Annotated in this window: 16 protein-coding genes; 8 read left to right on the top strand and 8 right to left on the bottom strand. The window is 61.8% G+C overall.

Annotation, left to right across the window (positions count from 1 at the left end; translation table 11 throughout):
• Positions 1 to 13: 13 nt before the first annotated feature.
• Both WFP36_RS05335 and WFP36_RS05330 read right to left on the bottom strand, forming a co-directional pair.
• The gene (locus WFP36_RS05335; protein ID WP_336978511.1) at positions 14 to 916 is read right to left on the bottom strand and encodes a hypothetical protein; all 903 of its coding nucleotides are present in this window, start codon (positions 914 to 916) and stop codon (positions 14 to 16) included.
• Positions 917 to 3,037: a nuclear transport factor 2 family protein gene (locus WFP36_RS05330; protein ID WP_336978509.1), complete on the bottom strand. Its 2,121-nt coding sequence runs from the start codon at positions 3,035 to 3,037 to the stop codon at positions 917 to 919.
• Between the two features lie 330 nt (positions 3,038 to 3,367).
• Between WFP36_RS05330 and WFP36_RS05325 the strand changes: the two genes are divergently transcribed.
• The 3 genes from WFP36_RS05325 (at position 3,368) to WFP36_RS05315 (ending at position 8,320) form a co-directional block, all read left to right on the top strand.
• Complete coding sequence (locus tag WFP36_RS05325; RefSeq protein ID WP_336978507.1) at positions 3,368 to 4,348, top strand: AraC-like ligand-binding domain-containing protein; 981 nt, start codon at positions 3,368 to 3,370, stop codon at positions 4,346 to 4,348.
• A gap of 398 nt (positions 4,349 to 4,746) precedes the next feature.
• A complete protein-coding gene (locus WFP36_RS05320) occupies positions 4,747 to 7,263 on the top strand; it encodes a TonB-dependent receptor (protein WP_336978505.1) in 2,517 nt (838 codons plus the stop codon).
• Positions 7,264 to 7,393: 130 nt separating this feature from the next.
• Complete coding sequence (locus WFP36_RS05315) at positions 7,394 to 8,320, top strand: amidohydrolase family protein (protein WP_336978504.1); 927 nt, start codon at positions 7,394 to 7,396, stop codon at positions 8,318 to 8,320.
• Positions 8,321 to 8,457: 137 nt separating this feature from the next.
• Here WFP36_RS05315 and WFP36_RS05310 read toward each other — a convergent pair whose 3' ends face one another.
• From WFP36_RS05310 to WFP36_RS05300, 3 genes are read right to left on the bottom strand one after another with little or no spacing between them, the layout of a single operon-like run.
• A complete protein-coding gene (locus WFP36_RS05310) occupies positions 8,458 to 9,066 on the bottom strand; it encodes a nuclear transport factor 2 family protein (RefSeq protein WP_336978502.1) in 609 nt (202 codons plus the stop codon).
• 19 nt (positions 9,067 to 9,085) lie between these two features.
• On the bottom strand, positions 9,086 to 11,185 hold the full coding sequence (locus WFP36_RS05305; RefSeq protein ID WP_336978500.1) for a PQQ-dependent dehydrogenase, methanol/ethanol family: 2,100 nt from the start codon (positions 11,183 to 11,185) through the stop codon (positions 9,086 to 9,088).
• On the bottom strand, positions 11,182 to 12,774 hold the full coding sequence (locus tag WFP36_RS05300; RefSeq protein WP_336978498.1) for a carotenoid oxygenase family protein: 1,593 nt from the start codon (positions 12,772 to 12,774) through the stop codon (positions 11,182 to 11,184). Before WFP36_RS05300 ends, WFP36_RS05305 begins: the two co-directional genes overlap by 4 nt.
• A gap of 217 nt (positions 12,775 to 12,991) precedes the next feature.
• Here WFP36_RS05300 and fliQ point away from each other — a divergent pair, with 217 nt between their 5' ends.
• From fliQ to WFP36_RS05275, 5 genes are all read left to right on the top strand, one after another.
• Positions 12,992 to 13,261: a flagellar biosynthesis protein FliQ gene (fliQ, locus tag WFP36_RS05295; protein ID WP_336978496.1), complete on the top strand. Its 270-nt coding sequence runs from the start codon at positions 12,992 to 12,994 to the stop codon at positions 13,259 to 13,261.
• A gap of 9 nt (positions 13,262 to 13,270) precedes the next feature.
• Positions 13,271 to 14,038 carry a flagellar biosynthetic protein FliR gene (locus tag WFP36_RS05290; protein ID WP_336978494.1) on the top strand — a complete coding sequence of 256 codons (768 nt, stop codon included), beginning with the start codon at positions 13,271 to 13,273 and terminating at the stop codon, positions 14,036 to 14,038.
• A gap of 2 nt (positions 14,039 to 14,040) precedes the next feature.
• Positions 14,041 to 15,129 (top strand): EscU/YscU/HrcU family type III secretion system export apparatus switch protein, encoded by a 1,089-nt coding sequence (locus WFP36_RS05285; RefSeq protein ID WP_336978492.1) that lies wholly within the window; start codon positions 14,041 to 14,043, stop codon positions 15,127 to 15,129.
• Complete coding sequence (locus WFP36_RS05280) at positions 15,122 to 17,164, top strand: flagellar biosynthesis protein FlhA (RefSeq protein ID WP_336978490.1); 2,043 nt, start codon at positions 15,122 to 15,124, stop codon at positions 17,162 to 17,164. Before WFP36_RS05285 ends, WFP36_RS05280 begins: the two co-directional genes overlap by 8 nt.
• A gap of 247 nt (positions 17,165 to 17,411) precedes the next feature.
• Entirely contained in the window at positions 17,412 to 18,524 is a 1,113-nt protein-coding gene (locus WFP36_RS05275; protein ID WP_336978488.1) for a tetratricopeptide repeat protein, read from the top strand.
• Between the two features lie 49 nt (positions 18,525 to 18,573).
• Here WFP36_RS05275 and WFP36_RS05270 read toward each other — a convergent pair whose 3' ends face one another.
• The 3 genes from WFP36_RS05270 to WFP36_RS05260 form a co-directional block, all read right to left on the bottom strand.
• Entirely contained in the window at positions 18,574 to 18,774 is a 201-nt protein-coding gene (locus WFP36_RS05270; RefSeq protein ID WP_336978486.1) for a hypothetical protein, read from the bottom strand.
• Positions 18,771 to 19,286, bottom strand: a complete 516-nt coding sequence (locus tag WFP36_RS05265) for a hypothetical protein (RefSeq protein WP_336978484.1) — start codon at positions 19,284 to 19,286, stop codon at positions 18,771 to 18,773. Before WFP36_RS05265 ends, WFP36_RS05270 begins: the two co-directional genes overlap by 4 nt.
• A gap of 505 nt (positions 19,287 to 19,791) precedes the next feature.
• Positions 19,792 to 21,114: a YaaC family protein gene (locus tag WFP36_RS05260; RefSeq protein ID WP_336978482.1), complete on the bottom strand. Its 1,323-nt coding sequence runs from the start codon at positions 21,112 to 21,114 to the stop codon at positions 19,792 to 19,794.
• Between the last annotated feature and the right edge of the window lie 245 nt (positions 21,115 to 21,359).

Below are 21,359 nucleotides of genomic sequence, written 5' to 3'. Positions count from 1 at the left end.
AGCCGGTCCGGCTTCAGGGCCGGACCGGATCGCTCGACGGCCAAAAGCGCGAGGTGGAGGCGGGCAGGAAGCCGAAAAACGCGTTGATCGCGCGGATTTCGCCGCCCCACACCTTGAAGCCTTCGAAGGTGACGAGCGCATTGCCCGGCCCGTAAGAGCCGGTATCGCCGAAGTTCATCCATAGCAGCACGGTGCCGTTTTCCTCATCCACCGCAGCCACGCTGGGGATGATGGCGGGATGGAGCATCAGGCGCTGCGAATACATGCCGCAATCCTCGCGCCCGCAGCCGTTTCCGGCCGTTATGACGCCGTTCTCCACCCGGTAGGTGCCGTCTGCGAAAGGCGTGCCGGCATCGGTGAAATTCCCGATCCTCAGCCCCTCGGTATAGCGGAGCGCGGTGGCGATCATCTCTGCGCGGTTCTGCCGCTTCCCGGCTGGGACAGGATCGTTCATGCCCTTGATCGGGGCGCCCAGCTCGGTGGGCTGGAAGCGGGAATCGGGCTGGATGCGCTGCACCAGCGTTTCGATTCCGGCGATCCGACCCCCTTCCAGATGAAGTACGGCGGAATAGAGCACCGGGATCGCCCCCTCGCGCAGTTCCACATGCGTGGCGGCGATCTGCTTTTGCGTGTCGAGATAGTCCTGCCGGAAGCCGGCCTTGCCGCTGACTGTCTGCCACAGGCCCTCACCGAGCTTCAGCTCCTTGCCATCCTCGGTAAAGCGCGTCTTGCCCGCCAGTTGCAGGCGGGCGGGATCATGGGCGAGCAGGGCGTCGAGATAGGCCGTCACTGTGCCTTCGAGGCATTTCCGGTCGCACTCGGCGGCGGATGCCTGCGCCGGGGCGAGCAGCGTGCCGAACGCAACAAGGGCGGCCAGTGCCGCCCCTGTCTTGAGTCTGTTGGGTGTCCTGACCATTCATTTGCCTCCTTCCATTACCATAGCGTCGGGCGGAGTGAGTTCGATCCCGATCCCGTCGATTTCCGGCCCGTTGGGCGGCATCTGATAGCCATTGGCGATCAGGCGCGATTGCGGCAGTAGCAGGCTGGGCGTGCTGTCGGGCCAGTAATGCTCGGGCTCTCGCCCGCTGACCGGGTTCTTGTAGTGGAACCACATGGGCAGGATGCCCGGCCAGTTGACTGTCTTGCCGGTGCCACCACGGAAATGCTCCGCCCGGCGGCCCAGCGCGGTCATCAGAATGTCCGGCGGCAGACGCTTCACCAGCGGGCTCGCGCCCGATCCTTCGCCCGCTTCCACCGGCTTCACGCCGGACCAGCCGCCCTTCCAGCCGGCCATGGTAAAATAGGGCTCGTCGATGGTCAGGCTCCACAGGCGCCACACCCCGTCCTCGATCACGGCCTGATCGTTGGGATACATGCCGCCGAACAGGGACGAGGAATAGAAGCTGTTCCCGTCGCCATCGGGCTTGGCCGTGCGCGGCTGGAACAGGCGTGTACGCAGATTGGCGGAGCGTCCGTCATAAGAGACATGGATCACCGGCTGCGTGCGCCAGTGGTAGGAAATGCCCGGTCGCGTCTCCGGCGCCTTGCCATACATGGCGGTTGCCGCCGCCTTGATCCGTTCCTGCCCCAGATAGAAACCGGCGAAGGGCGAATGCTTGTTGCCCTTCTTCGCGAAGATGGAGGCCATTTCCACCCACTGGAAGTCGGTCAGGTAATAGCCATAGGCGTGGGAGACATTCTCGACCCCGTCGAAGGCGGCGGAGCGGCGCAGTTTGCGCTTCGCCTCCATCAGGCGTTCGTCATCCGAAAGGGTAAGGGCAGCGGGCGCGACGGTCGACGGGGCCGCCGTCAGCCTGTCCTGCCCCACGATCCGGGCACCTGCCAGCGTCACATCCTTGCCGGTCACCGGGTTCGGGCCGGCAAAGGCGGGCAGTATGCCATCCGCCGGCCGTGCAATCCCGCCCTTGGCCCAGCCGGGGCCGTAATCGGCCTTGATCAGGGGATAGAGGCGCAGTTCCTTGATCTTCCACAGGCCCTGATCCTTCACGAAACGGTTGCGGAACACTGTGAACTCCCACGATGCCGTGCCCTTGTCCGCTTCGCCGATCATGCCGAGTTCCAGCCCGCGCGAGACGGCTTCCATGCCGCCGGGCAGCACTTCCACGATGGTGCCGAACAGCGGCCGGTCGTTGAGCTGGCCGTGGGAAAGCCCTTCCGCGCCCATCAGCTCCATCGCCTGGCGCGCGCCGTCCTTGCCCCGGAAGGTTCCCGCGCCCGCGATCTCCACCACCGAGTCCTCGGCGAACAGATCGGTCACGTCGGTCCACATCTTGCGGTCGACGTAATAGCCATAGGCATTCTGCAGATTGCGGACGGCATCTTCCTGGTTGAGCAGGTCGATCCGGCCTTCCAGTTCCGCAAGACCGGCGGAGCTTTTCGGCGCGGGGCCCTGTGGTGGCGGGATCGGGATGCCTGTCTCGTCCACGGTGAAATGATAGGGTATCTGCGGCAGGTCCTTCCCGCCGATATTGGACCAGCCTTTCTCGTAATCCCCTTCATATTGCGGGAAATAGCGCATCAGCGAGAGCTTCCACTTGCCGTCTTCCAGCACATATTCGTTCTCGTAGATGCCGCCCTCGATGCGGGTCTTGCCCTTGCCATCGCCCATCATCGCCATGGCTTCCCACCGGGCCTTGGCGCTGCGGCCATCGACCGAGAGATTGACGATGTCGTCCTCGATGAATTCGCTGTGCAGCGCCCCGGAGGCCAGCCCCTTGCTGCCGCCCACGCGGGCCTTCAGCCAGTCGGCAATGGCCTTCTGGCCAGTGAAGGTCTTGTCGCCCCACACGATCTTCGCATCGCGGGAGAAGAGCGTGGCCATCTCGTCCCACAGGGCGAATTGCGCATATTGCGAATAGCTGCGCTGCAGGTCCTTCACCGCGCGCACGGCTTCCACACGTTCTACATCGCGCGCCAGTTCGTCCACCTGCGCGGACGGCACGGCCTGCGCGGGTGCGCCGTTCAGCAGCATCAGCGTGGCGGCAAGAGGAAGAAGGATACGCGGCAAATCTGCCATACGGTGCTTCACGGCATCGCTCCCATCTATTTTGAATTGGGTCTCCCGCAAGGGAGCATGTGGGCCAGTGCGAGACGAGGCAAGGATGGATTGCCGTTCCGTCACTGGCAGGCCGATCATTGCGCCACTTCAGTCAAAACCGCGCCGGGGCAGTCATGCGGGTCAAGTGTGATTGCCTTGCCGGTAAAGCGGCGCGTTCGGGGGCGTGCCAGTGAATCTGGCACAATCCGTGTGAGTTGACTTGCTCAAGCCCAGGTGCGAGCAATCGGCTTCACGGATTTGCGGGTCACTGTCCGAAAAGGATGGGGCCCTCCGGGGAGGATTAGCCGGATGGAGTTGTTTAGCACACTAGGCTTACCCACCGTGGGTCGTGCCGCGGCATGGAGCGCCATTTACGCCACGCGGATGAGCAAGGTCGAATTCACGCCTGGCGACAAGGACAAGTTCGACGCGGAATTGCGGATCGGGCAGCTCGGCCCGGTCAAGCTTGCGCGCCTTTCGGTCGACAGTTGCAGCGTCGAACGCAAGCAGAGCCACATCGCCACCAACGTGCCCCGCATGTATAATTTCCTGCTCCAGGCCGAAGGGCAGAGCACCTTCTATCATTGCGGCAAGGAAGCCGAACTGGTGGAGGGCGATTTCGTCCTGTGCGACACCGGCCTGCCGCATTATTTCCGCACGCATGATCGCTCGGTCACCGTGATGGTGCGCGTGCCACCCGAGGTCCTACGGTCTTACCTGCCGACGCCCGAACAATATTGCGGCCAGCATCTGGGCCGCGCGACCGGGCTGACCGGAACGGTGGCGGCGATGGTGCGCGAACTGAGTGCAGGCGTGGGGCGCGATTTCTCGCCGCTGCATGAAGACCGGGTGGCGCGCTATCTGCTCGAGATGATCTCGATGTCCTACACCATGGGCTTCGATGCCCGGAACGATGCCTCGGCCATTGCGTGGCAGCGGCGCAAGGACGTGATCCAGTTCATCGAGGACAATCTGCGCGATCCGGAATTGTCGCCTGCCACCATCTCGGAAGGGCTCAGGGTTTCGCCGCGCTATCTGCGCACGGTGTTCGCGCCGGGCGGGGAGAAGATGAGCGCCTATATCCTGCGCCGGCGGCTTGAGGAATGCGCCCGCCAGATGTGCAATCCGGCCTGGAACGCCCATACGCTGACGGAGATCGCCTTTTCCTGGGGCTTCAACAGCGCGGCGCATTTCACCCGCACTTTCCATGAGAAATACGGCATGGCGCCGCGCGATTTTCGCAAGGCTGGCCAGACCAGGGTTTCAGCCGCCGCCGATCCGGTCGGCTGAAATGGGGTGGCCCTTCGGGGCTGCTGAAAAGGGGGAGGGCGCATGGGAGACCATGCGCCCTTTATCGTTGCGGACTGCGGCCATCCCCTCCTGCCCGGCAACATGACGCAAGCGGTCCGAATTCTTGCTCGCCGGTTTCCCTGCGTAGGGAAAACTGGCGGGGAAGGGGTAGTGCACAGCTTGACAAATTCCGAAAGAGACGCGCATAATCCACTGAATATAGGGGAATAAATTTCCCGTCCGGCTGTGCTTTCGGTTGACGGAAATGCCGTCGTGAAAGCGGCGTTTCCACTCCGCGCCTGCAGAACAAGTTCTGCTGCCCACGCAGTCAAGTCCGGTGGGGCGGGCCGGAATACCCAAAGATCAACGTCTGACAAAAACGGATCGGAGGGGATCTCATGAACAAGGGTATGGCACTGGCCGCAGCTTCGCTGATTGCGCTTCTGGCGGCTGAACCCGCTTTCGCGCAGGAAGAAAAAACACCTGCCCAACCGGAAGGCGGAATCAAGGATATCGTCGTCACCGCCACCCGGCAGGCGACCAATCTGCAAGATACTCCTATTGCCATCACTGCCGTGACGGCCGACGCGCTGGAAGAGCGGGGCGTAACCAATATTGGCGATCTGACCTCGGTCGTGCCGAACGCGCAGTTCCGTCGTGTGCAGGGCGCCTTCGGCCCGGGTGTTTCTGCATTCATCCGTGGCCTGGGCTCGGGCGATACCAGCTTGGCCGGACAGCCTCCGGTCGCTTTCTATATCGACGATGTCTATTATCCCGTGCTGCTCGGCGCGAATTTCGACCTCCTCGACATTGACCACATCGAAGTGCTGCGAGGTCCTCAAGGTACTTTGTTTGGCCGTAACTCTCTGGCAGGCGCGATCAACGTGGTGGCGCGCCAACCGCGTCCGGGCGATGCCTCTGCCTATGCGGAAGTGACGACCGGTTCGTTCAACCGGATCGATCTGCGTGCCGGCTTCAACCTTCCAATCGGCGAGAATGCGGCCCTGCTTATGTCGGGCCTCTCAAAGAAGCGCGAGGGTTATCAGAAGCAGCTCGACTTCACGTGCGAGATGAACCGGCGCGGCACGCCCGAACTGGCGGGTAGCTTTCCCTATGTCACCCCGCTGCAGAACTCGACCAAGTTCGACACCGTGGATGACTGCACCATCGGCCATTATGGCGGCGAGGACGTTCGTGCCATACGCGGCAGCTTCCTGTGGGAGGTGACGCCCTCTGTCAAACTGACACTGACCGGTGACTACCTGCGCGACCTCTCGGAAAATCCGGCTGACTCGGTGGTGGATGTCGACCCCACTCGCGCCAACAGCAATATGAAGAGTCAGGCCGCCTATTGGGGGCTGGTAATCGACCAGCGCTTCATGACCGGCGATCCCTACACGACCTACGTTACCTATACAGACCGGATCGCAGCTTGCACGGTGATCCCGGGGAACACCTATTATAACGGTTCGGTCAACGAGCGCGGGCAATGTACGCGCGGTGGCTACGCGCTCCCCAATCACAACAATCTGAAGAATTGGGGCGTTTCAGCCAAGCTGAACTGGGATTTGGGCAACAATATCGATCTCACTGCCGTGGTCGCTCACCGCGATCTGGACGAGACGCACACGTTCGATACGGACGGCATGCCGATCGTGGTCGAGCATGTGATCAACAATTTGATGCAGAAATACACTCAGGCGGAACTGCGCGTCTCAGGCACTTCCGACCTTATCGACTGGGTCGTCGGCGGGTTCTATTTCGATGCTGATGGCGATCAGCACGCATCGCTGATCCAGGCAAGTTCCGGCCTCCAGCGCGCCCTGCACACGACTTACAAGCCCACCAGCAAGGCCGTGTTTGCGAACGCGACCGTCCGCCCCTTCGGTGAGCGCTTCGGCATCGTTTTGGGCGGCCGCTATTCGGACGATAAGATGGTGGTGGACTTCACCAACATTTCCGATGTCAGCTGGCTGACTTCCGCGTCGGACATCGTGTTCACCGTTGTCCCACAAAGCAAGAAGTTCAGCTGGAAGGCCGGTATGAACTACCAGCCGAACAACAACCTGCTGTTCTACGCCTCTGCTGCAACCGGCTATACCCTACCGGGCTACAACACGCGTCCGCTGCAATATACACAGGTTGAGCAGAGCGAGGCGGCCGAGGATATCGCCTACGAAATCGGCGCCAAGCTTGATCTGTTCGATCGCAGGGTGCGCTTGAATCTGGCCGCGTTCTACACCGACTTCAAGAACCGACCGACCACCATCAGCGGCGCGGAGGCATTGCTGGACGATAATGGGAACCCGCAGCCGGGCAACCAGCAACTCGAACCGCTGCCGGGTGGCCCGGAAGGCTCGACCCGCTGCAGTACCACTACATTGCCCAGCAATACCGGCATCACGTGCCTTGGTCGCAGCTATTTCCGTAACCAGCCCGCCACCGTGCGCGGTTTCGAGGCTGAGTATACGATCAATCCGATCGACAATCTGGAAATCAACGGGTCTGTTGGCTGGTCCAAGTTCATGTCGCCCGATATCGAGGCCCGCACGGTAAATCGCCGTCAGAGCAATCCGTTCTGGACCGCCAGCGCCGGTATCCAGTACCGGATCGAGGCCGAAGGACTGGACGGTTCCATCACCCCGCGTCTCGACTGGACATTCGAGAGCAGCCAGATCGTCAGCGGCCTTTCGACCAAATATAACTATCTCATGCCGGCTAAGTCGCTCTTCAATGCGCGGGTTACCTACGAGAACGAGAAGCACGGCTTCACGCTCGCAGCAGGCGTGGTGAACCTGTTCAACAAGTTCTACTATCGCAATGTGTTCGACTATCAGGGCTTGGGTTATCCGCAGACCGACGCTCAACCGGCCCCCCCGCGCGAATGGTCGCTCACTCTCAAGAAGCAGTTTTGAAGCGCAGCCGTCCCGGTCTGTCCACATCGGGCGAGGCCGGGGCGGCAACCGCATTCAAGGGTCGGATACGCCCCACGTCACGATTTTACGACGAAGACCGTATGACGCGGTAAGACAAGGATTCTGGAGGATGGCGCTCCAACTGCTCGACACACATGCGCACCTTATTTCCGGCGACTGGGACAAATATCCTCCTAAGCCGTTTTCTCCCGGGCTGCCCACGCCCGAACGAACAAGTTTCACTGTTACCGCAGAAGCACTGATTGAGATGATGGATGCCAATGGCGTGACGATGTCTTGCGTCGTCCAGCGTGGGCACGTTTACGGTTACGATAATAGCTACATACTCGATTCTACTGCCCGCTATCCCGACAGGCTGCATTCGGTAGTGATTCTGGACACGCAGGATCCGACAACCCCGCAGGTTTATCGCGAGATGGTCGCTGCAGGTCTGGCCTCGGGTTTTCGCATGGCCAATTCGCGGCCATGGTTTCTTGATACCGCTTGGCTTTGCTCACCCACGGCAATGCAGGTATGGGACGCCTGCGCGGAACTCGGCACGCCAATGACGCTGATCTTCTTCAACAACCAGCTGCCTTATCTGCTGCCGCTGCTGAAGATGCTGGCGGAACGTTATACTGAACTTCCCATCATCCTCGACCACGGTGCCATGCCATATGGCATGTCGCAATACGAAGTGGCCCTGCGGGAAGAAGCCGGAGAAATCGTCGTGATGCCGCCGCCGCCCGATTACGGTATCGACGACACAATCGCGCTGTTTCGTGACGTGCCCAACATCCACTTCAAAATCACCGAAATCAATATGGAGCGGTTGGTGAAGGCTGGCGTGCGTGCGGCCGATCTCGTCAGGCGCATGGTGGACATGTTTGGAGAGGACCGGCTCGTCTGGGGCTCCGACGTTGGGCAAAGCATGCTGTGGACCTATGATGAAAAGGTCAAAATGGCGATCGCGGCAACCGAACTGCTGACGCCGGAGGAAGCACGCAAGTTCCTGCACGACAACGCGATGCGCATCTATGGCTTCCACTGCGGCTGAAAGCCGAATTCACCGGCACTCTCTGCCCCCACGTCTCTCGGCGGACAGGTCCGGACTGGCTGCGTCTTTGCGGGAGCCATCCAACCTCCCACGGCATCGCAAAGACGCAGCCTTTTCTCGACTGTAGGGTTAGTGCTTCACTTCCCGGCGAGGAAGGCGTCCGCCGCCTCGTCCATCTCGCGCACCGGGTTCTTCGGGCCCGAGTGGCGGTTGGGGATGAATTCGTTGAGCACCCGGCGCTTGGCGAACAGCCAGTGGCCGTCCACGCGCTTCATTTCATCCTCATAGATGCCGTAAGTGCCCATCTTCATGGTGTCGCCCGGCCCGTCATTGGCCATTTCGACCCAGAGCGAGCGAGCCCATGCGCGATCGCCTTCCACGCGGATAGAAGATTGCAGGATCACGTGGCGCAGCTTGGCGGGCTTGCCGTCTTCGGTGTGGTAATATTTGCCGATATTCTCGCTGAAGCTGGATACGGCCTTGCGGATCGCATCGCGCCCCTTGGAAGTGCCGCTGGCGAATTCCAGTTCGCCGTCCTCGGCGAAGGTGGCGACATAGGCGTCCCAGTCGAAATAATCGATGGCGAAGAGATAGCGGGCCATCAGATCCTCGATCTCGGCCCGGTCCTCGGCATAATCGCGCGCGTAGATGCCTTCCGCGCTCACGGCGGCGGGGGCAGTGGCGCCCAGCAGCAGGGCGGCGGCAAGCGCGGCCCGGCAGATCGTCTTTGCGGGCCGGATGCCCATAATGCGTTCCCCTCTCATCTCAGTTGCCTTCCCAGTCGGCATTGGCTCTCGAAATCACATATTGGTGGATGGCCTCGGCCTCGTCGGCGGAAAGCAGGTCGGCGAAGCTGGCCATGCCGTTCGCCTCGCGCTTGCCGCGGATCACGATGTCGAGGAAGTCCTTGTGGGTTTCCGGCGACATGTGCCGCAGGTCCTTCACCCCGCCGCGCGCGGCGACGCCGTGGCACAGGGCGCAATTGGCGCCATAGAGCTGCTCGCCATTTGCCACCATGTCCGCGCTGCCGGTCACCTTGGGCGGGGCCAGCAGTTCGGGCACTTCGCGCGACTGTTCGGGCAGGGCAGGCAGAGTGGCCTTGCCGCCCAGCTTGAACACCAGCAGGCGCGGCTTGGACAGGAACAGCGCCGCATAGGCGGAGCGTTCCACATGGGCGAGCCCGCCGCCCCAGCCGACATTCACCGCGATATATTGCTCGCCATCAACCGAATAGCTGATCGGCGCCGCGATGGGCACGTTCTGCACCGGCAATTCCCAAAGCTTCTCGCCCGTCTTGGCATTATAGGCCGCAAAAGTGGCGCCGATGGTGCCTTCGAAGACGAGGTTGCCCCCCGTCGCCAGCACGCCGCCGCTGCCCTTGAGCGGGGAGGGCACGCGCCAGACTTCCTTCTGGGTCTTCGGGTCCCATGCGGAAAGCCAGGCCTTGGAATGCTTGTCGGCATATTCGGTGATCGCCTTACGCTCTTCCTCATAGCCCGTGTAGCTCGCGCCCGTGCCGGGGTTGGCGGGATCGAAGCTGGAAGCCGCGGCATAGCCCATGTAGGTCTCGGTCACCGGCAGGTAGACCAGCCCGGTCAGCGGGCTGTAGGCCATCGGGTTCCAATTGTGGCCGCCGCCCGCGCCGGGCGAGACCAGCACCGGCTTTTCGCCATAGCGCGCAGCCGGATTTTCCACCGGGCGGCCGGTCTTCATGTCAACGTGAGTGGCCCAGTTGATCGGCACGAATTTCTCGGCGCTGAGCAATTCGCCCGTCACCCGGTCGAGGATGTAGAAGAAGCCGTTCTTCGGCGCCTGCATGATCACCTTGCGCGTCTTCCCGTTCAGCGGGAGGTCGGCCAGGATCATCTGCTGGGTGGAAGTATAGTCCCATTCCTCGCCTGGCGTGGTCTGATAGTGCCAGACATATTTGCCGGTGCGCATGTCCAGCGCCACGATGCTGGAGAGATACAGATTGTCGCCGCCGCCGGGGCTGCGCCACTTGCGTACCCAGGGCGATCCGTTGCCGGTGCCGATATAGACCAGATGGGTTTCCGGATCGAAGGCGAGAGCATCCCAAACGGTGCCGCCGCCACCGGCTTTCCACCATTCGCCCGTCCAGGTTTCGGCCGCGCGCTCCATGGCCTCGTCCTCGAAGCCCAGCGTGGGATCGCCCGGCACGGTGTAGAAGCGCCACGCCATCTCGCCGCTTTCGGCATCATAGGCGCTGACATAGCCGCGCACGCCCTTTTCGGCGCCGCCATTGCCGATCACCACCTTGCCTTCATAGACACGCGGGGCGCCGGTGATGGTGTAGTTCTTGGAATTGTCGACCGTCAGCGTGGACCAGACCTGCTTGCCCGTCTTCGCATCGAGCGCGATCAGCCTCCCGTCCAGCGTGGCGACGTAAATCTTGCCCTTCCAGGCAGCGATCCCACGCGAGACGATGTCGCAGCAGGCCAGGCGGCCGAAGCGCAGCGGCACCTGCGGATCGAAACGCCACAGCTGGCGGCCGGTCTTCGCGTCATAGGCTGTGACGATGTTCCACGGCTGGACGTTGTAGAGCACGCCGTCGATCATCAGCGGGCTGGCTTCCATCCCGCGTTCCGTGTCGATGTCCGCATACCAGGCAAGGCCAAGCTGGCCGACATTGCCATCGTTGATCTGGGTGAGCGGGCTGAAATGCTGCTCGTCATAAGTGCGCCCGCCGCTCAGCCACTGGCTGTCTTCGGGCGCGGCCATGCGTGCCTCGTCCACCCATGCGGGTGTGGAACCATGGTCTGCGCCCGCGATGGCCGCGCCACCGGCCAGCATCAGCAGGGCAGCGGCCGCGCCGCGCCAGATCGTCTTCATATTCATCGCACTCATGCAGGGGTTGGTAGGTCGCTCGAATCCGCCCAGAAGCCGTGAACCTGGCCGACGCATTTGAACGGCATCTTCACGCGGGCAACGGGCCCGGCGCCTATGTCCTTCGTATCGAACAGGATCAAGTCGCTGCGTCCGGCTTCTTTCTGGCTGCTGCCCATGCCGATCAGGTAGCCGTCGCCTTCCGGCGCGTCTTGCCTACGCGGCACGAAAGTCATTTCGGACAGCGAATAATCCTGCACCCGCGCCATCTCCACCTTGCCGGTGTGATGGTCGAACACGGCCCAGGCGCCGCCGCCCGGGCCCATGCTGTTCAGATAGCCATAGCGATAGGGCACAGTGTGATAGCGGTCATCCTGGCGCGAAAGCACGCCCGAAACCTGCGGGAACAGCGTTTCGGCCTGATAGCGGTCATTCGTCTTGCTGGAGAGGTCCACCGTGAAGCGGCGGACGTAGCCGGTGCCCTTCACGGGATCGAACGGCTCGTGCAGGCTGGGGAAGAAGGGGAACTGGTTCCCTTCGCCGCCATCCATGTCCACCGTCACCTTGTCGCCATCGCTCCACGCGCCCATCACATGGGTGCAGAACAGGTTGGGCCCGGTGAACCACTTCAGGTCCTTCCCGTCGCCGCCACGGCGCATGATGCCCAGATAGCAGGGCGTCTTGCTGTCGTAAGAGAAGTGGACGCCGCCTGCCTTGATCCGGTCCATGTCGGAGATCATGTTGGTGAGGTAGAGGATCACGTGCTTCTGCGTCACCGCGAAGTCGTGCATCATGCCCGCATAGGGCGCCTGCACTTTCACCTGCCAGTTGATGGCGCCGTTCCGGTCCGCGGAAAACACGCAGATGTCCTTGGAACACAGGCCGTTCGCTTCGTAGCCGAAGCCGATATATTCGCCCGTCTCGGAATCGATCTTCGGGTGGGCGGTGTGGGTCTGGCTGTCCAGCTTGCCGCCAAAAGTGTAGTAATCGTCCAGCGTTTCCAGCGTGTTCGGGTCCATATAGACCGGCGGGCTGTCTTCCTTGAACACCAGCAGCTTCTTGTGGTGCACGAAAAGCTGGGTGTTGGCCGTGCCGCGGCTGAGGCCCTTGACGCTGGGATCGTCGGTCAGCGGATTGCGATACATGCCGAACAGCGAACGGCGCGCCTCGTGCTGCGCCTTCCAGCGCTGCGTCTTGGCATAGCGCGTGCGGTAATCGACATGGCCGTCCTTGATGCGGAACATCGAGACATGGCCTTCGCCGTCGAACATGATGTCGCCTTCATGCTCTTTCGGCTTGGGATATTGGGGGTCGGGCCCGACGCGGAAGAAGGTGCCGTTGATGCCCGCAGGCAGGGCACCTTCCACTTCGCAATCGTAAAGGTCGATCTCGGCGCGGATATTGGTGCCGGCAGGGCCGCCGGCAAAGGCGCGGGGATCGCTGGGGAAGTCGACCTGCGGTGCCGGACCCGCAGGCGCGGCAGCCTGAGCCGTCGCTGCGCCCGCGCCGATACCGGCCAGCGCCGCGCCTGTGCCCAGAGCCGCTGCGCCAAGAAATTCGCGCCGGCCCGGATTGCTCGGCGCCCGCGACTCATCCGAAAATTTCGACATGACTTCTCCCCCACGAATTTATGCGATCTCATTATCCCGCGCCGCTCATTTGACAACCGCAAGCCAGTGGAATTTTCACGATCGTGATGATTGGCCCCGGTCCCGTGGCGGTGCAGCACCTCCAAATTGGAGGTAGATAGAACGAAAGGCGTCCTATCCCTGCTTGAGCACCACTGCCGCCCCTTCATAGGCATTCGCGCGAGAAGGGGGATTTGGCATGGGCGCGGATCGGGCGCTGGGTTTCCTGTATGAGGCTTTGTGGACGGGGCTGGTGGTTGCCGGTCCTGTGCTGCTCGTTACCCTGGTTGTCGGGCTGCTGATCTCGATCTTCCAGGTCGCGACCCAGATCCAGGAAATCACTCTCAGCTACGTGCCCAAGACGCTGGCGGCGGGCTTCACGCTCGTCGCGCTTGGCCCCTGGATGCTCGCGCGGCTGACCGATTTCGCGCGCTCGCTTTACATGATCATCCCGAGCCTCGGTCACTAGGCGGGCGGGGTGGAGGATCTGGCCCTTACTCTTGAGGCAGTGCTGCTCGTCAGCCTGCGCATCGTGCCGACGCTGGCCTTCGCGCCGCCTTTCACTCTGTTGCGTCTGCCGGTGCCGATCCGGCTGTTGCTGGCACTGTCGCTCGGCATGGCGCTGGTGGCAGGCAATTCCGATGCGGCGCTGGGCGCCTTGCGGCAGGGGCAATCGCTGCTGTCGCTGGCCACGGGCGAATTGCTGGTCGGCATGGCGATTTCGCTGTCCCTCCAGATCGCCTTTGCCGCAATTCAGTGGGCGGGCGGCGCGGCGGATATTCAGGCGGGCTTCGGCCTTGCCACCGTGGCGGACCCGACCACGCAGGCGCAGATGCCGCTGGCGGGGACGGTCTTTTCCTATGCCGCGGCGCTGATCTTCTTCACCTCTGGCGGACCGTACGACCTGCTCGCCCTGTGGTCCGCCTCGCTGGAGGCGCTGCCGGTGGGCCATGCGCTACGCAGCGGCGATATGGCGGCCGTGGGCGTGCTGCTGGGCGCCAGCTTCTCCATCGCCCTCGGCCTGTTCGCGCTGGTGATGCTGGTGCTGTTCCTGCTCGATCTCGCCATCGCCTTCATGTCGCGCACCCTGCCGCAGATGAACATGCTGCTGCTGGGCTTTCAGGTGAAGTCCATCGCCATGCTGGCCACTCTTCCGGTCGCGCTGGCGCTGTCCACCGGGCTGGCGCTGCGCCTGTTGCGGCTGGCCATGGAAAGCGCGCCGGGCCTGCTGGGGGCGGGGGGCTGAGCATGGCGGAAGGGCAGGAACAGAACCGCAGCGAGGAAGCGACCCCGTTCAAGCTGCGCAAGGCGCGCGAGAAGGGGCAGGTCGCGCGGGGGATGGACCTCGGCTTCATGGGCAGCCTTGCCGCGCTCGTCGCCGTGGTGCTGTTCGCGGGCGAGGGTTTCGCCGCTCGCATTGCGGACCTCATGCGGCTCAGCTTCACCTCGGGAATAGACCGCACGCGCGATCCGGCCGATGTGCTGGCCACTATCGGCGCGCTCTATTGGCCCGCCTTTCAGCCGCTTATCGTTCTGGGGCTGGTCGCCATGGCGCTGCTGGTGCTGCTGGAACTGCTGCAATTGCGCGGCTTCATGTTCACCACTGCCCCGCTGAAGCCCGATTTCAGCCGTCTCAACCCGGCCAAGGGCCTCAAGCGCCTGTTTTCCATGCGGATGCTCAAGGAAACCGCCAAGAACATCGTCAAGCTGGCGGGCTATACGGCAATCACCTGGCTGCTGCTGGACTGGGCGGTGCGGACCTATGCCGACAGCATGGCCGATGCCGGCATGCTCGGCCGGGCCATGTCCGGTGCCGCCACGCGCCTGCTGCTGGCGTTCCTCGGTGCGGCCTTCGCCTTCATGGTGCTGGACCAGATCATCGCCCGGGGCGAATTCCGCAAGCAGATGCGCATGAGCCGGCGGGAGATCACGCGCGAAGCGAAGGAGCGGGAAGGGGAGCCGCGCCTCAAGCAGAAGCGCCGCCAGTTGCATGAGGAAATGCGCAAGCAGTCCGAAGGGCTGGGCAAGCTCGAAGGGTCGGACTTCCTCGTCGTCAATCCCGAACATTTCGCGGTCGCCCTGCAATATCGCCCGGGCGAGATGGCGGCGCCCGTGGTGCGGGCCAAGGGGCGCAATCACTTCGCGCAATTGTTGAAGCGCAAGGCCCGGTTGCTGGGCCTGCCAGTGATTGCCGACCCGGCGCTGGCCCGCGCCCTGTTCCGCGAATGCGAGGCCGGGCAGCCCATCGGCGCAAGCCACTTCCACGGCGTTGCCCGCCACTACGCCAGATTGAGACGAGATGCCGCCCAGCGGCAGGAGACCGAAAATAATGGGTAAGCTTCTGGGCAGGAACAAGGATCTGGTGCTGGTGATCGGCACGGTGATGATCCTGCTGATCCTCTTCTCGCCTATTCCCCCGGCGCTGCTGGATCTGGCGATCATCATCAATTTCGGCTTCGGGCTGACGATCATGCTGCTGACCTTCTATGTCAGGAAGCCGGTGGAATTTTCCACTTTCCCCTCGCTGTTGCTGGTCGCCACGCTTTACCGCCTGTCGCTCAACGTCGCGGCCACGCGCCTGATCCTCACCGGCGCCGATGCGGGCGATGTGATCGACGCCATCGGCCATTACGCCGTGCAGGGCAATTTCGTGATCGGGCTGGTGGTCTTCTTCATCCTGATCGTGGTGCAATATGTGGTCGTCACTTCCGGCGCGCAGCGCGTTTCGGAAGTGGCGGCGCGCTTCACGCTGGATTCCATGCCCGGCCAGCAGATGAGCATCGATGCCGATCTCAATCTCGGCCTGATCGACCAGAAGCAGGCGATTGAGCGGCGCGAGGAGCTGGAGAAGGAAGCCAGCTTCTACGGCGCGATGGATGGCGCTTCCAAATTCGTGAAGGGCGATGCGATTGCCGGGATCATCATCCTGCTGATCGACATCGTGGCCGGGCTGATCGTGGGCGTGGCGCAAATGGGCATGGGCTGGGGCGAGGCCTTGGAGCGGTTCACTCTGCTCACCATCGGTGACGGGATTGCCACGCAGCTGCCCGCGCTGATCATCTCCATCGCCACCGGCATCATCGTCACCCGCTCGGCGGCGGACAAGGAACTGAGCACGGAAATTTTCCGCCAGCTCGCCTCCGAACCGCGCATTCCGCTGATCGTGATGGCGGTGATGGGCCTGTTGATGCTGCTGCCCGGCATGCCCAAATGGCCCATCGCCATCCTGCTGGGCATCACCCTGTTCGCCTGGCTGCGCATCCGCAGGCTGCGCCGGGAAGAGGCGGAGGATATCGGCAAGGATAGCGAGGAGGAACAGGCCCCCGCAGGCACCACGGCCCAGCCGCCGCTGGAAATCGCCTTCGGTGCCCGGCTGGCGGAGGCATGGGCGCATCGCAAGGCCCTGCTGCTGGAGCGTATCTCCACCAGCCGCATCGCGCATGAACGCGCCTTCGGCCTCGCCTTCCCGGCGGTGCGCTTCGTGGAGAGCGACGATCTGGGCGGGCTGGATTACCGCGTGAACATCCACGGCACCACTTATGGCAGTGGCCAGCTTCACCCGGACCGGATGCTGGCCATCGCCCAGAGCGACAATGCCCCGCGCCTTGCCGGGCTGGCCGGGCGCGATCCGGCCTATGGCATCGCCGCGACCTGGATCGAACCCGCCATGGCGAACGAGGCAGGGCAGGCAGGCTACAGCGTGATTGACCCGGAAACGGTGATGATCACCCATTTCGTGGAGATCGTGCGGATGGAGGCGCCCAGCCTGCTGACCCGCGCCGTCACCGGCGAATTGCTCGACGCCCTGCGGGAACGCCAGCCGGGGCTGGTGGAGGAACTGGTGCCCAACATCATGACCCTGTCCGATGTGCAGCGCATCCTGCAGAACCTGCTGCGCGAGCGGGTGTCCATCGCCAATCTGGACCTGATCGTGGAAACTCTGGTGGATGTCGGCCGCAGCGAGCGCGATCCGCTGGAACTGACGGAGAAGGTCCGCCAGGCGCTCAGCACCGCCATCTGCAACGGGCTGAAAGGCCAGAACGCGCATCTTTCCGTCCTCAGCCTCGATCCAAGGCTGGAAAACCGCATCATCGCGGGCGCTGGCACGGCAGAGGCGGCGGCGCTGGGCATGGAGCCGCGCCTTGCCGAACAATTGCTACGCGGCCTTGCTCCACTGGCGGAAGGGATGATGCGGCAGGGCAAGGCGCCGGTGCTGCTCTGCGCCGGGCCGATCCGGCGGCTGCTGGTGAGGCTGACCCAGCGTTCCATCCCGCAACTTTCCGTCCTCTCGGTGGACGAAGTGCCGATGCGCATTGCGCTCCATTCATTCGATGTGGTCAGAGTACCTTCCGACCTATCCGGTTCATCGTGACGGAGCCGAATTGGGCTCAGTGCAAGGAGAGAAGGCGCAGGAATATGTCGATCTTTCAAGACTTCTCGACGCGGCAATGGGCCCAATTCGGCCCGCCGCGAAGCGGTTGCGTCAGGCAGCCCGCTGGCAGCGTTGCATCGCTCGCTGGGGCGACCAGCCCCAGCTTCGCGCTGCGCCTCCCCAGCAGGCTGCCTGACGCAATCACGATGGACCGGATAGGTCGGAAGGTACTCGAGGTAGAGGCGTGATGCAGGCAGAAACACAAAACCGGCTGGAGCTTCTGCTCTCTTACCTCGGGCACGATCCCGATAATCCCAACCTGCTGCGCGATTGCGCCGCCGCCGCGATGGAACTGGGCGATCTGGCCAAGGCGAAAGAACTGTTCGCCCGCCTGCGCGATGTTGGCGAGCTTACCGATGCCGACAGCAATCTATGGGCCATCGCCGCCATGCGCAGTGGCGAGCCGGAACTGGCGGCGGAGACTTTCGCGGGCCTGCTGGAACGCAATCCCGGCAATCACGGCCTCGCCTTCAACCTCGCCTGGGCCAAGGCGCTGGCGGGGGACAATGAAGGGGCGCTGGCCCTGCTGAGCGAGGATTTGACCGAGGCGCTGCCGCAGGCCGCCCAGCTCGAAGTCCATCTGCTCCACGCGAGTGGCCTCTTCGAAAAGGCAGAGCACCGCGCCCGCGCGCACCTCGCGCAGCATGGCGATTATCCGCCCTTCGCCGCCGCCGTCTCCGTCCTCGCGCTGGATGTGGAGGACGAGGTGCTGGCCCGCGCCATGGCGGAAAAGGGCGGCGCCCATCCCGATGCGCTCACCACGCTCGGCACGCTCACTCTGGGCGATCAGCAGCCGGAAGAGGCGCGGGCGATGTTCGAACAGGCCCTCGCGCTCAGCCCCAATTCCCCCCGCGCCTGGGTGGGGCTGGGGCTGGCCGATCTGCTGCAAGGCAATGCGGCCACAGCGGGAGGGCGGCTGGACAAGGGCGCGGAGATTTTCGGCGATCACCTCGGCAGCTGGATCGCGGCAGGATGGGCTTACCTGATCGCGGGAGACCTGCCCACAGCCCGCACCCGCTTCGAACAGGCCGTGGCGCTGGACGGCACTTTCGCCGAAGCCCAGGGCTCGCTCGCCGTCGCGGAACTGCTGACGGGCCAGCGCGAAGAGGCCACCCGCCGCGCCGAAGTCGCCCTCCGGCTGGACCGCCACTGCTTCTCCGCCGCCTTCGTCCAGATCCTGCTGAGCGCCGCCGACGGCAATCCCGAGCGCGCCCAGCGGATCATGGAAATGGCGCTCAAGCAGCCCCTAGGCGCAGATGGCCGGACGATTGCGGACGCGATTGCGCGGATGGCGCGGTGAGGGGAGGGCTTGTGCGTCAGCCGCGTTAACGCAGCCGAAACCCGCTCAATCAGTAGTTTGAGGCGATGGGCTTAAGGCCCGCGGCCTTTGCCCGGGCGTCGGCCCGCTTGAGCGCGGCCCGCTTCCCGGCAGTGCGCCGCGCCCCGCTATTACGGCAGGACTCAACTCCCGGCACCATGCCATCAGGTGCCAGCTTTGCCTTGCGTGCCTTCACGCCTGCAAGATAGCCGTTGAGTTCAAGCGTCTTCATGAAGTGCCAGATAGTCCCAAATGCGCAGGATTACCAGATTCCTCGACTATACGGCGATAGAGATAAGCAATGTCTAAACCCTCGGCGAGGACATAAAGCGCGCGCGCCTGCTCCAGCATTGACGGGTCTCCCCCGGCAACTTCATGCTGGCCCAGCCTGTCAGCGATCATGTCTTCGATAGCGGGCAGAACAATTGCCGCATTTTCGCGAACCACGAGCTTAAGGCACCGCGCCTTGTCGGCGCGCCCATCGAAATAGCCACCTGAAACTTGCTCGACGGCGAATTGAGGATGAGCCGGATGATACCACCCGCCTTGCCCGTGCAGGGCCTTGTCATCATCCACGAAGCCCGCTGCGGCCATGGCTTGAACGAAGGCGGCATCGTTGCTTGCGACCACGTCGAAATCTGCCGACATGAAGGCACCGTCCGTGTGGATCGCAGCGGCCGCCCCGCCGACCAGCACGGCCACTCTTCCGGTAGCCTTCTCATAAGCAGAAAAGGCATCGGCCAATGGGGCAAGGGCAGCAAGATATTCGGGAGGTAAAGACATCTCAGGTAGTGTTTACGCCTGAAACTCCCATCGTCCTAGTCAGTGGAGGCTGCCACTGCTTCTCCGCCGCCTTCGTCCAGATCCTGCTGAGTGGCGCCGACGGCAATCCCGAGCGGCGCCCAGCGGATCATGGAAATGGGCTCAAGCAACCGTTAGGCGTGGATGGCCGGACGCGATTGCGTGGATGGCGCTATGTGGGGGCGCGGAGCTGTTGGTGCTACAGATAAGCCAGATTGACTGAGCGCGACCGCAGGATTTGTTTGGTGACGTCGTTTGTAATTAGGGGCAACTCGGAACGGCTCCTGTCAATAGCGTAGATTGGAATGACGGACGTTCCGTACAGAGTGCAGCGCGTCGGCTTCGGATCCCTTCTAGCCATTAGAAGACTCACTTTTCGTGCTTTGAAGCGGATGGCCGGAAAAAGGGTGGCTGGAATGGCGACGGGAGAATTATTGGCCCAGTAACGTCAAGTTGCATAAGGTAAGTAGCGCGATGTTGACCTCAATATCAAGGGTAGAAATTTTCTTTGAAAAGATGAAAAGTAATGCCTAGTTAATAGGGATATATTTGATGAAACTTCATTAAGTAAAACGCTTCCCCATTCGTCGGGGCGATAGCGCATAATGTTTGAAAACATGCTAGTTATCAAAAAGTGAACGGCAACTTCTGGAAGTATTATTGGATAGAAGGGGTTTTCAATAAACCAAAGATTTCCCCTGAGGTCAGTGTATATCATGGCATTTATTCGTTCGGCTCTTGCTGCCGGTACGGTAACGATCGTCTTTCCGTGTTTTTCTCCCACTTCAAATCCGTCAAAGGCCTGTTCGACCAATGCCGCATTTGGTCGAACCTCTCCATTACCGATTTGAAACTCCCAAGTAACACTGCGGATGTCATTGGCGTTGACGATCTCCAATGGAAAACATCGACTTTGCTTACCTGTTGTGAGTTTAAAATAGTCTGACATTTCTGGTATCAGGCTTAAAAGTGTGCCAAGGCTAACATCAAATTTGGTATTATAAAACTCCATGACGGATTTGGAGCAATCGATATTGAATGAAATTCCGGGAACTTTCACCAAGTGTGTCGGGAATGATCCAACCAAGTCGCTAAAAGTTCCTCGGGCAGAGTCGCCGCCAAATTGTGCTTGAATTGTAGTTGGAAGATAAGACATGCCATGTGAGCCAGGCAGCATGTCCTTCCGATAACGAAGGGGATTATTTAGAATAATGATACCGTATGTATACGCGGTGAGGGCGTAAAAGAAATTTAGTGGCTTCACCATTAGTGAGCCATTGCGTCCGGCTATGAAAAGCTCTCGTCCTTGGCTGAAGCAGTTCTTTAAGCGAGAGGCTTCTTCTGCGGTTATTCCGGCATTGCTACTATTGCCGACCGAAACTTTTCGAAGCTTATACAGTTCTCGTAACTCGTTTACGTTTTCCAAACTTTCTGCAAGCTCTAAGCTTGCGTCCTCAAAGTCCAAGGGCTCGATAGCCAAGAGACTTAACGGATCTTCTCTCTCAACGCGCCTCTTTACTTCCCGCAGTACAAGGGAGGTGTTCTTAGCTGGTATGAGCTCCGGATCTTTCAAATCAGGTAGGCCCTTCCGCTTTTCAAATTCTCCGAGGTCTCGGTAGGCGCTTTTGTCAGTTGCGCTTAATTCTTTCCAATCCTCAAGGATTTCTGCCTTTTTTCGCTGAAGCGCATCGTAGTCCGGCTCTGTCGCGAACATTGGCTGATTGGCTGCGGCCACTCTAGACAGCTTATCGTGCGCAATTTCTTCCAGCATAATACCCTTCCGTTTGCAGAAGAAGTGATAGCCAAGTGTAGGTGTCATGTCAGCGTCTAATCAGCGCACCACTGAAGCCGCCTCTCAGTCGCACGACGAGCGCCTGAATTAAGGGCGGCTTCCGACGAGCCAATCCGACGCAGGAAATGACAGCATTGTTGGCGGGAGTTGTCTTCGGAAACGCGATATTTGACATATCGCCACAAACCACTTTCCTACACGCCCCAAAATCGCGTTTATCCTGC

Source organism: Fulverythrobacter fulvus (assembly GCF_037154085.1).
Lineage (GTDB): Bacteria > Pseudomonadota > Alphaproteobacteria > Sphingomonadales > Sphingomonadaceae > Andeanibacterium > Andeanibacterium fulvum.
Note: the sequence above shows the minus strand (reverse complement) of the source record. Positions and strands in the feature narration are given on the sequence as shown.